We start from the raw sequence: 16,899 nt of genomic DNA on the forward strand, positions 1-16,899 counted from the left end.
ATGGGGTATTTTGACGCGGACGCGGAGGAAATGCTGGAAGTATATCTTCTTGAAGCCAGGCAGCTGACAGAACAGCTGAATGCCGTTGTGCTGGAAGCGGAAAAGAACAACGCTTTTTCGGAAACCGATATACACAGCGTTTTCCGGGTGATGCATACGATAAAAAGCTCGTCGGCCATGATGGGGCTGAAGGGGCTGGCTTCTCTTGCCCATTCGGTGGAGGATTTATTTTCTCATTACAGGGAAAAATCAGGGAAACTGGATCAGGCGGACCCGGAACTGTTTGATCTTTTGTTTTCAGTTTCTGATTTTATTGAATCTGAAACAGAACAAATGGATCAAAGAGATTATGCGCCGGGAGATCCCGAGAAGTTAGAGGGAGCAGCCCGCCGCCTTCTGGAACGGATCAGCAGCGGGGACAAAGCGGAGCAGGAGGCAGGGCCTGCGGCGGCGGAGAAGCCCCGGATGCCGCAGGAATGGGATGAGCTGCCGGGAGTTGTTGTTCAGATACGGTTTGAGGAAGGCTGCCGGATGGAAAACATCCGGGCGTTTATGCTCGTTCGGCAGATCAGCGGCCTTTGCGGCGCAGTAGATACGATCCCCCGGGATTTGGAACGATCCCAGGAGAGTTCGGCCGTAATCGGCTCCCAGGGACTGCTGCTTCGTTTTGAAAGCGGCAGGAAGGATGAAGTGCTGGCGGTACTGCAGGGCGGATTGTTTGTGCAGTCCTGCCAGGTGCTGCGGGACCGGCCCCTTATGAGTGAAAAACCGTCGGAAAAGCGCAGTCCCTCGGGTTCAGGGGATAGCAGGGAATCGGAATTTCTCAGTGTCAGGAGCGACCGGCTGGACCGGCTGCAGAATCTGGCAAGGGAAATGATGATTCAGATGCAGTCTCTGGAAAACCAGCTGGACAAATGCCGGGCCGTTGATGTAAAAGAGGGGCCTGCCCATCAGATGAACCGGCTGATAGGAGAAATGGAACGAACAGTCATGGAGATGCGCATGGTGTCCATGGAAAAGATCGTTCCCAAGCTAAGGCGCGCGATACGGGATATCAGCAGGAATGAAGGAAAAGAGATTGAATTTGAAGCGAACTGCGGGGATATAGAAGCGGATAAAAGTGTTGTGGAATATGTTTCAGAAGCGCTGCTGCACCTGATCCGCAATGCTGTGGATCACGGAATTGAAATGCCCGAGGAACGGGCTGCAGCGGGGAAAGACAAGAAAGGGCATATTGTTTTTTCAGTGGAAAGCGCGGTGGGAGAGGTTCTCATTTCGATTTCTGACGACGGGCGCGGGCTGGATGCGGATAAGATTCTTAAAAAAGCCCGGGAGATGGGATGCCTTGTGAAACCGGAATCAGAGTATACCCGCCAGGAACTTCTGGAGATGGTTTTACAGCCGGGTTTCACTACAAAAGAAGAGGTGACAGAGTATTCCGGCCGGGGGGTGGGCCTGGATGTGGTGAAAAGTGTTCTGGAAAGGGCCGGGGGAAATTTGTACATTGAAAGTGAACCTGGACGTGGAACTACTTTTACGCTGGTGGTTCCGCTGACTCTGGCAACAATGGAATGCACCAGATTCGGCGTTGGGAAATACCGTTTTTCTGTACCGGCCAGATATGTTTTCCGATTCCTGGATTATAGAAACAATCTGTGCAATATCCAGGAAATCAATGGCGGCATGTACATTCTCTATGAGGACAGGATGGTTCCGCTGATAGACTTGAGAAGGTTTTATAACCTGCCAGGCGAAGGACCAGAAGCAGGTATGCTGATTTACGTGAGGGAAACAGAAAAAGAAGGATGTATTCTGGCGGATGCCATGTATGAACAGAAAAGAATTGTGGTGAAACAGCTGCCTGAATTGTTTGGTGTGGACTTCAGAAGACGCACGGGCATCAGCGGACTGAGCATTATGGGCAGCGGAAAAATCTGCACTGCGTTGGATTTGGGCGTCCTTTTTGGGCTGTATGAAAGGGAGAGCATATGGAAGTAGAAAATAATCAGGAACTGCTCTGTATAAAAGGGAAGAACAGGAATTATGCGTTTGACTTTTCTTGTGTCCAGGAAATATGTAAAGGACTGGAGATGTCAGAAATCCCCTGCCTTCCCAGTCTGTTCGCAGGAGTCTGCAATTATAAAGGAGAAATTGTGCCAGTGGTTTATCTGGAAGAAGGGGATGGCGGAGCAGGAGATGAGATGACCCTGATTTTCCACTATAAGGAGTATTATCTCGGCATGCTTTATCAGGGGAAAACGTTTATCCTTCCGGCTGAGAATTTTACGGTAATCCGGCAGCCGGAAGGCGAGCTCACCGGCGGTATATGGGCCGGCAGGGCCATGCTCCAGGCGGGCGGGGAATTATATCTGCAGGCGGACCCGGAAAAGACGATTCAGCAGCTGGCTGATTTTTTCCGGGTGGAATTCCTGCGCAAAACGTATTAAGCAGAACACTGTCAGGGCGCTTTACATTTGCTAAAAAAGAAATAAAATTGAAAAAAGTGCTTGCAAAAATCCTTAACTTATGGTAATATAATTTCCGTCGCTGATAAAGCGTATGAAATGAAGTATCGGAGCGTGGCTCAGTTTGGTAGAGCGTTCGGTTAGGGACCGAGAGGTCGCAGGTTCGAATCCTGTCGCCCCGATGAGAAGAAAGCTGATTGCATTAAGCAGTCAGCTTTTTTGTTGTATAGAAAACTGCGTTCCCTATCTAACAAAACCATCCGGGGATTCACCCTTCCAAAGGAAGGATACATTTCAAATAATTATATAGATTTCCATTTAAAATAGAAAATTATATATTTTATAGTGTATTACATGACAATTAAAGCGGATATTTGCTTTGTTGACCGCTTTTTTGTGTTCCAAACCAATAAAAAGTCCATATATAAAGTAATTATCCGAAAGGAGGGGGAACAATTCTTTCCACTTGGAAAATTATAAGAATGTATAATAATAGAATGTACAGTAGTATGGTTCTAAATATAATGATCTTCAGGCTAAAAGCTGCAATGAGGTTATTATGTTATAGGAGGAAGGAGAAAAGAGTATGCGAAAAAGAGGATTGGGAAGCAAAATCCTGTGTGGTGTACTGGCGTTTGGTCTCTGCTTTAATGTGCCGTATAGCAGTGCGGCTGCAGGGGAATCCGTAACGGAGAACGGATTTATTGCAGACGGGGAATTACAAAACAACAGTACGCCGGAACCGGAGGCGTGGGGAGCGGTCCCCAATGCAAATCAGTATCAGTATCAAAAGGAAGAAATGGCTGCGTTCTGCCATTTCGGCCCAAACACCTTTAACGAGGTGGAATGGGGAGAAAATTATGGAGATAAAACCCCGGACGAGATTTTTACACTTGAAAAAGATTTTGATGCGGATACGTTAGTAAAATCATTGAAGGATGCAGGATTTAAGAAGGTGATTGTAACAGCCAAGCATCACGACGGATTCTGTATCTGGAACAGCGCTTATACGGATTATGACATTGCGAATACAAGCTATAAAGACGGTAACGGCGATATTTTAGCCGAGCTGTCCAAAGCATGTACGGAACAGAACATGGAAATGGGGCTGTACCTGTCTCCCTGGGATATTCATGAGCCGAGCTACGGCTACCATGATGCAAACGGAAACCCGACGACGCCTGAAAATGACGTTCTGGATTATAATGAGCATTACAATAATCAGCTGATTGAGATCCTCGGCAATGATAAATACGGTAATGCAGGTCATTTCAATGAAATCTGGATGGACGGCGCAAAGGGAAGCGGCGCCAATGCGCAGGTTTATGACTTTGAAAAGTGGTTCGATACAATTCAGTCCTATGAGGGAAAAAAGGGCGGATATGAAGAGGACTGCCTGCTGTACGGCGCAGGAGCCCATACGACAGTGGCATGGGTTGGAAATGAAGACGGCCGTGCCAGCGAAACCGCATGGTCCAAGGGGAAAATTATAAATAATAGTCTGGACACCAACAATGTGGGGGGAGTGAAAAAGGGTTATGAAGACGGCACCAACTGGGCCGTGATAGAAGCGGATACCAGCATTACCTCCGGCTGGTTCTGGGGGACAAAGAAGAAGACGCCAAAGAGCCTTTCTGACTTTGGAAATATATATTTTAATACAGTAGGGCGTAATGCTACGCTGCTTTTGAACGTTCCTCCCAACAATGAAGGAACGGTTGACAAAGAGATTTTAGACCGCCTTGCAGAATTTGGCAAGGAGATAAACGATACCTTTCAGGTGAACCTGGCAGAAGGGGCTGCGTGCAGCGCATCTGAAGTGCGGGGCAATGATGTGGCATTTAAAGCGGGCAATGTCATTGACGGCCGGGACGATACCTACTGGGCGGCGGAAGACGGAACAACGAAAGCCAGTCTGATCATCGACCTGGGCGCGGAGAAAACATTTGACGTCATTTCTCTGGAAGAAGCGATTCAGCTTGGACAGAGAATCAAAGCGCACAAAGTTGAGTACCGTACCGGAAACGGTGAATGGAAAACATTCAGCGAAGGCACCACCATCGGAGCGAAAAGGCTTCACAGAAGAAGCGCGGTGAAGGCCGACCAGGTCAAGGTTACCGTAGAAACAAGTCAAGCGGCCCCTATGCTCAGTGAAGTGGGCATATTTAAAGCCAGTGAAAAATTCCAGATCGGCGGCGTCAATGCGCCGGAAGGAATGGAGATCTTGGATGTTGCAGATTCAAGCCACTTTAAAATTAATGGATGGACGCTGGAAAATGATGTGAAATTCCTGAACGGGACAAACATCTGGTCTTCCAATAATAATCCGGTGCAGCTTACATTCAAAGGAACCAAGGTCTACCTGATGGGCTCCACAAAGCAGAGCAGTGCCGGAATGGCAGATATCTATATCGATGGCAATAAGGCAGGAAGCTTTAACCGGGTGACAGGAAAGGATGCTTTCGGACAGGTGCTTTATGTATCTGAGGACCTGGAAGACGGCGAGCATACCCTGGAATTGAGAAAAACCGGCGGGACCATCGCGCTGGAGGCTGCTTATGTGATCAACAATGGCGGCAAAGGTATGATCGAGCTGGAGCAGAGTTCTTATACCATGAATGAAGATGAGACAATCAATGTAGTTGTGAACCGGGTCGGCGGTACAAACGGAGAGGTGACGGCAATCCTGGAGCCAAACCCCGGAAGCGCCATTCAGGATGATTTTGATACTGCGCCTAAAGTAATTACAATCGGAGACGGAGAAAATAAAGGGACGGTTCCGGTTACAACAAGAAGAAATTACAATACAACAGGAGACCGGGAATTCAGTATCCAACTGACGACGCCGTCAGAAGGACTGATCATTGGATTTGCTAAAACAGCTTCTGTCACAATCAGAGACGCGGAGGGGATTAACGAGGAAAAACTGCAGGCCCTTGTAGATGAATGCGCCGCGCTGATTCCGGAGCATTATACCAATGGCTGGGATGTTCTTCAGGAAAAGATAAACGCTGCGAAGGAAATTCTTGCTGCGGGAGAAGCGGAAAGAGGGCAGCTGCAGGCAGCATACAGTGCCCTGGAAACTGCGAAAGAAGCGCTTGTAAAGAGGGAGAAATACACGGCGGAGGATCCGTTCTGCTTCCCCTGGAAAGCAGGCAGCAGTTCCATTCTGGAAGCGGAGTTTGCGGAGACAATAACAGAGAGCAATCCCAATGACAGGTATAAGGTCGGTATCAGGGAAGGAGATTGGGCCAGCAACGGAAAGTATATCAATTCCCTGAATGTCAACGATGTGGTCGAGTATCCTTACTTTGCAGAGAAGACCGGCATTTACAAGGCTACTTTAACTTACCAGAGCGGCAGCACCAATAACAAATTATCCTGGAGCGAAAAGGATAATAAGATTAAAGGCAATGAAGTATCTGCAGGCGCGAACAATGCGGCTGAGGTACATACGGTGGAATTTGAATTTGAAGTGCTGGAAGCAGGGGCCGGTACGCTGATTTTTACCGGCCCGAACGGCGACTCCCCGAGACTTGATAAATTTGTTATTGAGCCGAAGAGCATAGACCTTGAGAGATATACAGTTACAGCAACCGCCGGTAAAGGAGGTTCAATTAATCCGGACGGGGAAACAGAGGCCGCGGAAGGGGAAAGCATAACTTATACAATCACTCCTGATTCCGGATACATGATTTCAGATGTCCTGGTGAATGGGGCGTCCGTAGGAGCTGTGGCCAGTTATGAGATGGCTGATCTCAGTGGGGACGCAACCATCGAGGCAGTGTTTACTTTTGTGAATTATACAGAGGAAAACCGTTTCCAGTTCCCGACAGAAATCGGAGGAGAGGCGGCAACTCTGGAGGCGGAATATTTCATACTGACCAATACCGGAGATAATGAACAGTGGCCGCTGAAGGTTTCAGAGGGAGATTGGGCGAGCAATGGGAAATTTATCAATTCGCTGAATGCGAACGATAAGATAACCCTCTATTATAATGCGGCGGAAGCTGGGACATATAAAGTAACCGTAACCTATCGAAGCGGCGATCCGAATAATAAACTGGTGTGGGCGGAAGCCAATGGAAAGATAGCCTCCGGGGAACAGGCAGCAGGAGCGGACGACGCCGCAAGGGCAACGCACACCGCAGAATTTGAGCTGGAGGTATTAGAAGCCGGAGAAGGTACATTGGTATTCACAGGCCCTTCCACCCAGTCGCCTCAGACAGATAAATTTGACATTGTACGTCTGGAAAACGAGCCCCAGTTGCAGGAATTTACAATTACAGCAACCGCCGGGGAAGGAGGAAGCATTAATCCGGAAGGCCAAGTCACAGTGACAGAAGGTGAGAACCAGACCTTTACCATTGTTCCGGAGGAAGGGTTTGAGATTGCGGACGTTTCGGTGGACGGAATCTCAAAAGGAGCCATTACAGAATATACATTTGAAAACGTGAGGGCCGACGGTACCATTCAGGCAACATTTAAAAACATAGAAAAGCCTGTAGAGTTAGATTGGACCGGATTGAATACCCAGATTGTGAACGCAGAAGAACGGCTGAAACAGACGGACAGCTACAGGCCCGATGAATTGGCCAAATTGCAGGCATATGTAGACGCAGGCAAAGAGCTGTATGATAAGGAAGGCGTAACGCAGGATGAGATAGACGCGGCGGCAGAAGCAATTTCTTCTTATCTGGACAGCATGACCCGCATCCAGAGATTTACGATCACCGCAACCGCAGGGGAAGGCGGAAGCATCAGCCCGAAAGGGGAGGTGACAGTAGAGGAAGGCGGGAACCAGACCTTTACCATTGTTCCGGAGGAAGGGTTTGAGATTGCAGACATTGTGGTGGATGGAACCTCAAAAGGAGCCGTTGCGGAATACACATTTGAAAACGTGAAGGCTGACGGTACCATCAAAGCGATCTTTAAAAGGATAGAAAAACCTGTTGTGATCGATAAGACCGGATTGAACAGCCAGATTCAAAATGCAGAGGAACGGCTGAAGCAGACGGACATCTACAGAGCGGATGACCTGGAAAAACTGCAGGTTCTTGTGGACGCAGGCAAGGCTGTGTATAGAAATGAAGCGGCATCCCAGGAGGAAGTAGACGCGGCGGCCGAAGCAATTCGTACTTATATGGAGCGCATGGCTCCAATTCAGAAATTTACGATTACAGCCGCCGCAGGGGAAGGCGGAAGCATAAATCCCAGCGGTAAAGTAGTTGTAAAAGAAGGCGACAGCCAGACATTTGAAATTGTTCCGTCAGAGGGCTATGAAATAGCGGATGTGACCGTAAACGGCCAGTCAAAAGGAGCTGTTTCCAGGTATACTTTTGATGCGGTAACAGCGGACGCTGAAATTACAGCTGTCTTTAAAGCAGTTGAAGAACCGACAGTCCCGGAGGCCGGCAAGGTGACAGATGATACAAATGCGGACAAAAATGCCGCCGGCGCGGATATTGTAACCTCCATGGATGATTTGGCGGACATGGTACTGTCTGAGGAAGATAAGGATGAACTGGAAGCCGGTAAAGACATATCAATCAGACTGGTTGTCTCTGATCTGTCAGAGGGCGATCTGTCAGAAACAGATAGAAATCTGATACTTGCTGCCATAGGGGACCGCACTGTCGGAACATACTTTGATTTCCGCCTGTTTAAGGAAGTTGGAGGTAATGCAACAGAGATTGCCGAAACAAAGGGTGAAATTACCGTTTCCCTGAAAGTGCCGGAAAGCCTGCTGAACCAGGACGGCTCGGTTGAAAGAACATACAGCATGATGCGCCTGCACGATGGCAGGGCGGAACTGCTGAAGTGTGATTTTGACGGAAGTGCAGTAACATTTAAAACAGATAAATTCTCAACATATGTTCTTGTTTACAGCGATGCAGAAAAAACCCCTTCAGTGGATACCGGGGACAGCACAAATATCATCCTGTGGTTTGCGCTGATGGCAGCCGCAGTTGCCGGTATGACTGTGATGAAGAGAAAGCGCGTAAACAGAGGGGTGCAGACCCGCTGAGGCGTGCCCTAAAAAGAGTTATCCAAGGAGAAAAAAGGAAAAATGAGTAAAAAAGGGAATAAGTTTATCAGTATGACACTGTGTGTGGTATTGGTGCTGTCAAGCTTATTGTACTCTCCCGTCAGAGCGGAGGAGGCGAAAGCCTCCGCTTCTCCTGCAGGTCTGGAGATGTGGTATGATAAGCCGGCAACGCGGAAGAACTGGGTCAGCAGTTCCACCACCAGTGCGGATGACCTGCAGCCGCTGACAATCGGAAACGGCTATATGGGCGCCGCATTTTACGGGGATTTGCAGAATGAGAAACTGCAGCTGAGCGAAAAGACCATCTGGAAGAGCGGGCCTAACTCCAGAGCGGATTATGACGGCGGCAACAAAACCGGCGGCAACAAACTAGTGCCGGAACTTCGGGAAGCCGCATTTGAATATGACCAGAAGACGGTAGACGATATTATGAAAACCGGCCTTCTGTACGGCAAAGGCCTGATTTACCGGGGCGCCTATCAGACGTTCGGCAATCTGAATCTGAAGTTTGAAGGACAGCCCTCCAATACGCCGGAAGATTACCGGAGATACCTGAATCTGGAGGAGGCAACCGGCGGTGTGGAATATACATATGACGGCGTTACCTATACCAGGGAGTATTTTGCCAATTATCCATCCAATGTGATGGCGTTCAAGCTGTCCGCAAGCGAAGAAGGCAAGATGAACTTCACAATCAATCTGGAACCCTTTACGAAGGAAGGGATTGACGGCAACGGCAACGGGACGGGAAAAGAGACAAAAGTCAATGTAAAGAAGGAGATAGAAGGAAAAGACACGCTGATTGTGACGGCGAATGTGAAGAGCAACGACATGAAGGTTGCCTCCGGACTGCGCGTGCTGAATGACGGCGGAGAGTTGATTCCCACAGAGGACAAGGATATCCGGGTAAAGGATGCGGACTCCGTAGTGATCCTTCTGACCATTGGAACAGATTACAAAAACGAGTGGCCTGATTATACCGGCGAAGACCCGCTCCCGGCGGTTCGTGAACGCATTGACGCAGCGGCCGGAAAAGGCTATGAAGAGCTGCGGAAAGAACACATTGCGGACTATGAAGAGATCTTCGGAACCGTGCATGTGGAATTCGGACAATTTGACAATAAGAAACCAACCAATGAACTGCTCCGCGATTATCAGAAGGGTTTCAAAGCAGGAGATTTATCCGATAACAAATATCGTGAATTAGAAGCGCTGACCTTCCAGTTTGGAAGATACGCGCTGATATCATCCTCCAGAGCAGGCTCCCTTCCTGCGAACCTTCAGGGGGTATGGAATGACAACAACAATCCGATGTGGAGTTCAGACTATCATCTGAATGTCAATCTGGAGATGAACTATTGGCCGGCCATGAATACGAATATGGCGGATACCATGCTTCCGCTGATTGATTATATGGAGAGCCTGCGCGAGCCGGGCAGGGTAACAGCCAGAGAGTATCTGGGAATCGAGGATGGCGGATGGACGGTGAACTGTTCCAACAATCCCTTCGGATACACCAGCCCGCATGACACTTACAATTATGCGCTGAATCCTGCTTCTTCGGCATGGCTGAGCGCGAATATTTACGATTATTATCTGTTTACGGGCGATGAAGAAATGCTGCGGGAACACATTTATCCCATCATGAAAGAAGCGGCAGAGGCATTGTCCAAGCTGCTGGTGGAAGACCCGCGGGACGGCACATTGGTTATTGCTCCCAGCTTCTCCTCTGAACACGGACCTGTGACGGTGGGAACCACTTATGAGCAGTCGCTGACATATCAGCTCTTTGAAAATGTAATTGAAAGCAGCCGGATCGTGGGAGAGGGCGATACAGAATTTATTAATACGCTTGCGAAACAGAAAGAACGCCTTGATCCCATCCGCATCGGCGAGTGGGGGCAGATCAAAGAGTGGAGAGAAGAAGATATCGTGGAAATCGGCGATCTAATGAACTCTGCGGATTCCGGGAAAAACCACAGGCACAATTCCCATCTGCTGGGACTTTATCCGCTGTTTATGGTTACGCCGGAGACGCCGGATGAATTTGCCGCGGCAAAGGTATCTATGGAGGACCGGGGAAACGACAACACCGGCTGGTCCCGGGCGCATAAGATGAACTTATGGGCGCGGCTGCTGGACGGAACCAATGCTATGGAGTGCTACAGCGGAATTTTGGCGGAACGCACGATTTCCAGCCTGTTCGATGTACACCCGCCCTTTCAGATTGACGGAACGCTGGGCCTGACTGCAGGCGTGGGCGAAATGCTTCTGCAGAGCCATGCAGGTTATGTACAGCCGATTCCGGCATTGCCAAAAGAGTGGAAAACTGGAAGCTTTGAAGGATTGGCCGCACGCGGCAATTTTGAAGTAGACGCGGCCTGGGAAGAGGATGCGCTGACAAGCATGCGTGTTCTTTCCAATAAAGGAAATGATTTGAGACTGCGTTACAACGGGATTGCTAAGGCTGTTGTGACGGATACGCAGGGAAAAACAGTGGCATTTACCGTGGAAGACGACAATACCATCTTTTTTGCCACGGATGCGGGCATGACTTACACAGTTACCATGAGCGGGAAGAATCCGTCCGCATATCAGGCGGCAGCGCCGTCTGCAAAAGAAAAACCGGCGCCGGCAAAGAGCGCTACTGTATATCAGATTCCCGCCGGATTCCAGGAATTTGGCAAATCTGACAGAGAACTTCCGATTTCCAGAGCGGCTCTTGAGGGACAGGACGGAGCGGATGTGCGGATGTATTATGATTCCGGGCTGGGCGACTTGTCCTTTATCGCATATCAGCTTCCGGTCAAAGAGAAAACGGCTGCAGTTTCAGTTGTTGACAGAGGGACCGGCGAAGTCATCGCACAGCGGCTGGTGGATGTGGCACATTACAGTGGTCTGAAAGCAGACTTCTCTGTTGCGGCGAATTTGGCAGGTACATTTGAAGTATTGATGCAGTTTGAAGGAAGCAGCGAATATGTCAGCCGCATTTTTACAGTGTCAGAGGGAGGAGATGTGTTCGACATCGCGTCTTTGACGCAGGAATACGATCGGACAAAAGGACTTCTGGCAAGAGATTACACGGATGAAAGCTGGAAAACGCTGCAGACAGCAAGAGCAAATGCGCTTCCGGTAATTGAAGCGGGAACAACTGATTCTCTTCGCAGGATGACGGTTCTCAGAGAGCAGATGGCATATGCAAGAGAGCATCTTGCTCCGCGGAATCAGACAAAGACAATAGCGGCGTCAGACAGCTCCGTAGCGAAAGAAGGAAACTGGTCCGCATCCGGCTCAAAGGCCACGAGTACAGCAAACGGCGATACGCTGACGATTCCGTTCTATGGAGAGGGTATCACCGTGCTGGGCAGGATTAATCAGGACTGCGGAAAGGTAGAAGTATATCTGGACGGCGCGCTGGATAAGACAGTGGATCTGTACTGCCTGGAAAGCGGAAGCGATAATGCGGAGATCTATAAGAAAAGAGAGCTTCCGCCGGGCAATCACACGCTGACTTTAAAACATACGGGCGCGAGAAATTATGCGACGGATAATAAAGTCGTAATCAATCAGTTTAACATTGATGCTCCGGCAAAAGGAACCCTGGTAACCGGAGAAAATCTGTTATTGAATAAAACGGTATCGGCAACAAATACATACAAGAACAATGCAACATACGGACCGGACAAGGCGGTGGACGGCAGCAGCAGCACCCGTTGGGCAACTGACGACAATGTGTCGCCTATTACCATGACCTTCCATTTGGGACAGGAAGAGACCTTTAATTACCTTGTAATCAAAGAGGCTTCAGGATTTACGAACCGTGTGGCTTCATTTACAGTTGAAGCAAATATAGGCGGAGTGTGGAAGGAAATTGGAAAGGGAGGCGGCATAGGCGCAAGCCTTGGAGTCGAACTTCCGGATACAACAGCTTCGGAAATCCGTGTGGTATTTACCATGAGCGGAGCGCAGGGCGTGACATTGTCTGAAATAGAGCTGTACAACAGTTATTATGATACGCACCAGGCAACTGCCCAGAGCGTCGCGGATGCGTTTGTGGTATACCAGCCGAAGAAGGGGGCGGACCGTATCGTGAACTCTGTTGTGCCGCTGGGCTTTGATGCGGTAATCACAGGGTGTGACAATGAGGACGTGGTTTCTCTCGACGGAACGATTACTGCGCCGCTTCAGGATACAGACGTGACGCTGACCTATACGATAACAAACCAGGCGGATGGTTCAACAGCCACGAAGACAGTGGTTGTGACGGTAAAAGCAGATGAAGCGCTGACGGTGGAGGCTGTGGCGGATATGCTGAATGTACAGCAGCCGACAGAGAATTCAACTGTATTGATTCCGTCCGTGCTGCCCAGCGGATACCTTCTGGAAATCGTGGGGACGAGTGATGAAACGGTCATTGATAAGAGCGGCGCGATTTTGGACCATGAAACAGAGACAACTGTAGAGGTGACTTACCGCATAACAAAGCTGGCAGATAATACAACTGCGGAACGTACCTTCACTATTGTAGTTCCTGCGGAAGAAGCAGAAGCAGAGACCGAAGTGATCGAATGCGACAATCCGGCAATTAAATACAGTACGGAAGTAGCCCCGTCCTCCAACGGTCTTGCGAATCAGTGGTTCTTCCAGAGCAACGCGGCGGACCAGGGCGGTAAGGTTACGGCGTATAAGTGGACAGCCGGCGAGGCTCCTTGGTTTGAGCTCACGTTTGAGGGCGAAGAAGTCACAATTCTGAACCGGACAGGAACCGACGAGTACGACTACCAAATTACCGTATATGATGAGGAGGGCAATGAAGTTGCCGCAGGAACGGCGAAATGTAACGACGAAAAGGGCAACCAAAAAGAAGTATACAAACTGACCGGACTGACGCCTGGAAAATATACTCTGCGCGGGGAAAGTATCCTGAGCGAAGGCGGACCGTATTCTGTACTGGACGGCTTTATCGTATCCGGAAAGAAGCCTTCCGAAAGCACGGATGCGGATAAGACCGCATTGAATGCAGCAATAGAAAAAGCGGCGGAAATCATAAAGAGCGGTAAGTTAGAGAAGATTTCCTACGAACATAAGCGCATGTTTATGAACGCGTACAATGAAATGCTGGTAACGAGGGATGATCCGATGGCAGCGCAGGAACAGGTGGACTCTGCGGCAGGAGAGATGATGCAGGTGCTGTCACTGCTGACAGATAAGACCGCGCTGGCTGAGGCTTTGAATGAAGCGGGCGACAGACTGTCTGCTCCGGAGAATTATAACCCCGATGCAGTCGACAAACTGAGTGGCGCCATGGATGCGGCCGAAAGGGTTCTGGAAGATGAGAACGCATTCAAAGACGAGATTGACAAAGCCCTCAAGACACTTGTAGAAGCCATCGAGGATATGGAGCTTAACAAGAAGGACTGGGTTCCTCTGGAGAATCTGGTAACAGAAGGCAGCAAGATCATGGCGGAAATCGAAGCAGGCAAATATGTAGAAGATGACATGCTGGCTGTTTATATCGAGCTTTATAAAAAGGCTGTTGAGATGCTGGATAACAGAGCCGGGGCGACCGCCGATGAAGTAGAAGAGCTGACTAACAGTCTCAAAGACGCAGCAGGAAAGCTGCAGCTGAAGGAGGAGACAGAACCTACTGAGAGTGAATCCAGCACGGAGGAGACAGAACCTACTGAGAGTGAATCCGGCACGGAGGAGACACGGCCTACAGAGGCGGAAACAGAAGAGCCCAGCCATGTGGAGACGAATCCTGTAGAAACTGACCCAACAAAACCTACCCATGAAGAGACAGACCCAGTGGAAACGGGTGGGACAGAGACTGATCCTTCTGTAACTGAAAGCAGCACGGAAGAGACAGATCCTGCCGAAACGGAAAGCAGTACAGAGGAGACAGAAGAACCTGGCGAATCCGATGCAGAAGTGAAGACAGATAAGCTGGAGCAAGCCATCGGAAAAGCGGAGATGCTGAAGGCAGAAGATTATACGGCAGAGAGCTTTGCAAAGGTAGAAGAGGCTTTGAACGCTGCATGGAAAGCGATGGATGCAAAGACCCAGAAGGAAGTGGATGATGCAGAAAAAGCATTGAATGACGCCATTGAAGATCTGGTCCCCGCATCTGCAGAGAGCAGCATGGAAAGCAGCCCCCAAGAAAGCGAGAGCACTCCCGGTACAGGAGATGCCACAAACTTCAAATGGCTGGCAGCAGTTATGGTGATCGCGCTGGCAGCAGCGGCAGGAGCAGCTATAACCATGCAGATCGCGGGCAGAAAGAGAAGAAAAAACAATAGGTAACAGTATTTTAAATTCTGCATGCTCTGCCTTTTGCTATAGGAAGTTCAGGGTTGAAGAGACGTAACGTGCGTGGAGCCGGATCTGTCGGTCATCTGTGACCGGAGAAGGCTGACGGAAGAAGGCTGCAATGGAGCGCCGGACTGGGCGATTGAAATTGCTTTATTCATTTAGTGTATAAAAATACAGGACAGCAGTTAATTTATTATAGCTGCTGTCCTGTAAACTTTGTAATTAAATAATAATTTATGGAACTTAACTATTTTGTCGCTATGAAGTGGACTTACGCACAGTAACCTCTGCACAGACCAGCCTAACTATTTGCTCTGCTGTTTCGTTTGTCAGTAGGAAGAACATTCCGCCATTACGGCATTTTTTATGTGTATCGCCATTCAATGTATAAACAAAACCTTTAACACAGGTATCCCTACAAGCAGTAGGGTCAATAAGTCTCTTGCAGTCACGAGAAGTAGTCATTTCCTTCTGCATTTCAGCAGGTAAAGAGGCAATTATATCCTCATACTTGCCAGCATTGTCTCCATAAATGCGTGCAAAAACACCCGACTTCCGAAACACCCAATTCATTATAGTTTTCTTATCAAGTTGGTAGGAAGCAGCATAACCGCTCTTTGCTTCTTTGATTACAAGGTCACAGCCTTGTTCAATAAGTTTTTCAACAAAACTTGTACACTTAATGCAAAGCAAAATGGCATTCAATACTTTAATATATAAAACACGGAGGATCAATATATGAACAGCAGTAAAATTTTTGATGATGTAATACAATACCTTGAAAAAAACATATTTGACGGCTGCGAAATTGATTATAACGAAATATCAAAAATCACTATGAGTCCGGCAGCTTTGTTCCAACGTATTTTTATTTTTATATCGGGTGTCAGTATCGCCGACTATGTAAGGAAACGCAAGCTGACATTAGCCGGATATGATTTGAAAAATAGCGATATTTCTGTTTTAGATGTAGCAATAAAATATGGATTTCATTCACATTCTGCATTTTCACGCGCATTTAAAGAACACCATGGTATCACGCCGTCAGAAGCAAAGATTGAAACTGCTAAGCTAAACAACTATCTTCCGATTAATTACTTAGAAATGCGATTTATAGGAGGAAAACGTATTATGGCAGAGATGAAAAAGATTATTTATAAGGAAGTTGAAGAGCGCCTAATGGTAGGGATGTATCGTAAAACATCTTTTTCTAAGGCTGGGGATGTGTGGCAAGACTTCTTCAAAAGTAACGCTACTGAGAAATTAGACACGTTGTCGGATGTAAAATGTTGCGAAGATATTGACTCAAATGCTGGCATTGGTATGATGTACAATTTTAAAGATATGAATAACTTTGAATTTATTATCGGAGATTTTGTAGGTATTGGTACACAAATACCAGATGGATTATTTGCAAAGCATGTTCCTGCCGGTTTGACGGCACATATTCAAATAGAAGGAGCTAATGTTACGGAAATACTTGATTCAGCATACTTATTAATCACAGAGGCAATCGAAAAAACCGGCAAAGAAATTGACCACGATAATTTTTACTGGTGTGAAGTATACACGAACGAACGCTATTGTGAGCCTTTGAATCGGGGTGAAAAGGTAATTATAGATTATGTACTGCCTATTAAAACAAATGGCAACTAAATAACGCACAATACTGAATTTACAAGTTTGGATTTTTAACTGACCGTTACGCCTATCCAGACAGTCAAGGGACAAGTAGTATTTTGCTGTCGCAAAATCTCCACTCTTAAACCCTTGACTGGCTGGATTTTTGCCGTGTTATTGCGCCGCCGACAAAGGGGAATAGGAATATCCTGTCCCGTTCCCGTACGCTCCATTCTACGGCAAAACCGGCTCCGCTACATTTCGATAATCGTTAGTTTTTCGGTGGCTTTGCCCCCGCACCCCGGCCTCCTTCAAAGAACAGCGAAAACCAAACGGCGAAAGGCGTTGTCAATGGGAATGTGGAATAGCGGACAGAGCAGAGCGAGGGAGCATATGCCGCAAATTCCTGCCCGCTTTCCTGCCGCTCCCAATGTCCTTGCCCTCCCCGGCGGC

Annotated in this window: 6 protein-coding genes and 1 tRNA gene; 6 read left to right on the top strand and 1 reads right to left on the bottom strand. The window is 48.3% G+C overall.

Annotation, left to right across the window (positions count from 1 at the left end):
* The 5 genes from EV209_RS11745 to EV209_RS11765 all read left to right on the top strand — a co-directional run bounded on the left by EV209_RS11745 (position 1) and on the right by EV209_RS11765 (position 14,817).
* Positions 1 to 1,998 (top strand): chemotaxis protein CheA, encoded by a 1,998-nt coding sequence (locus EV209_RS11745; protein ID WP_130435665.1) that lies wholly within the window; start codon positions 1 to 3, stop codon positions 1,996 to 1,998.
* Entirely contained in the window at positions 1,989 to 2,447 is a 459-nt protein-coding gene (locus tag EV209_RS11750; RefSeq protein ID WP_130435666.1) for a chemotaxis protein CheW, read from the top strand. The genes EV209_RS11745 and EV209_RS11750 overlap by 10 nt, the downstream gene beginning before the upstream one ends.
* 126 nt (positions 2,448 to 2,573) lie before the next feature.
* Positions 2,574 to 2,647 (top strand) — tRNA-Pro (locus EV209_RS11755).
* A 404-nt stretch (positions 2,648 to 3,051) separates the two neighbouring features.
* The gene (locus EV209_RS11760) at positions 3,052 to 8,493 is read left to right on the top strand and encodes an alpha-L-fucosidase (RefSeq protein WP_130435667.1); all 5,442 of its coding nucleotides are present in this window, start codon (positions 3,052 to 3,054) and stop codon (positions 8,491 to 8,493) included.
* 42 nt (positions 8,494 to 8,535) lie between these two features.
* The gene (locus EV209_RS11765) at positions 8,536 to 14,817 is read left to right on the top strand and encodes a glycosyl hydrolase family 95 catalytic domain-containing protein (RefSeq protein WP_130435668.1); all 6,282 of its coding nucleotides are present in this window, start codon (positions 8,536 to 8,538) and stop codon (positions 14,815 to 14,817) included.
* 267 nt (positions 14,818 to 15,084) lie between these two features.
* On the opposite strand, the gene EV209_RS11775 is transcribed toward EV209_RS11765, so the two are convergent.
* Positions 15,085 to 15,540: a hypothetical protein gene (locus EV209_RS11775; RefSeq protein WP_243647593.1), complete on the bottom strand. Its 456-nt coding sequence runs from the start codon at positions 15,538 to 15,540 to the stop codon at positions 15,085 to 15,087.
* A 24-nt stretch (positions 15,541 to 15,564) separates the two neighbouring features.
* On the opposite strand from EV209_RS11775, the gene EV209_RS11780 reads away from it, so the two are divergent.
* Positions 15,565 to 16,482: a helix-turn-helix domain-containing protein gene (locus tag EV209_RS11780; RefSeq protein ID WP_130435669.1), complete on the top strand. Its 918-nt coding sequence runs from the start codon at positions 15,565 to 15,567 to the stop codon at positions 16,480 to 16,482.
* Positions 16,483 to 16,899 lie beyond the last annotated feature (417 nt).

This window comes from Cuneatibacter caecimuris, from assembly GCF_004216775.1.
GTDB classification, from domain to species: domain Bacteria; phylum Bacillota; class Clostridia; order Lachnospirales; family Lachnospiraceae; genus Cuneatibacter; species Cuneatibacter caecimuris.

Coding starts and splice junctions, on each gene's coding strand:
- EV209_RS11745 (WP_130435665.1), top strand. CDS start 1: ATGGGGTATTTTGACGCGGACGCGGAGGAAATGCTGGAAGTATATCTT.
- EV209_RS11750 (WP_130435666.1), top strand. CDS start 1,989: ATGGAAGTAGAAAATAATCAGGAACTGCTCTGTATAAAAGGGAAGAAC.
- EV209_RS11760 (WP_130435667.1), top strand. CDS start 3,052: ATGCGAAAAAGAGGATTGGGAAGCAAAATCCTGTGTGGTGTACTGGCG.
- EV209_RS11765 (WP_130435668.1), top strand. CDS start 8,536: ATGAGTAAAAAAGGGAATAAGTTTATCAGTATGACACTGTGTGTGGTA.
- EV209_RS11780 (WP_130435669.1), top strand. CDS start 15,565: ATGAACAGCAGTAAAATTTTTGATGATGTAATACAATACCTTGAAAAA.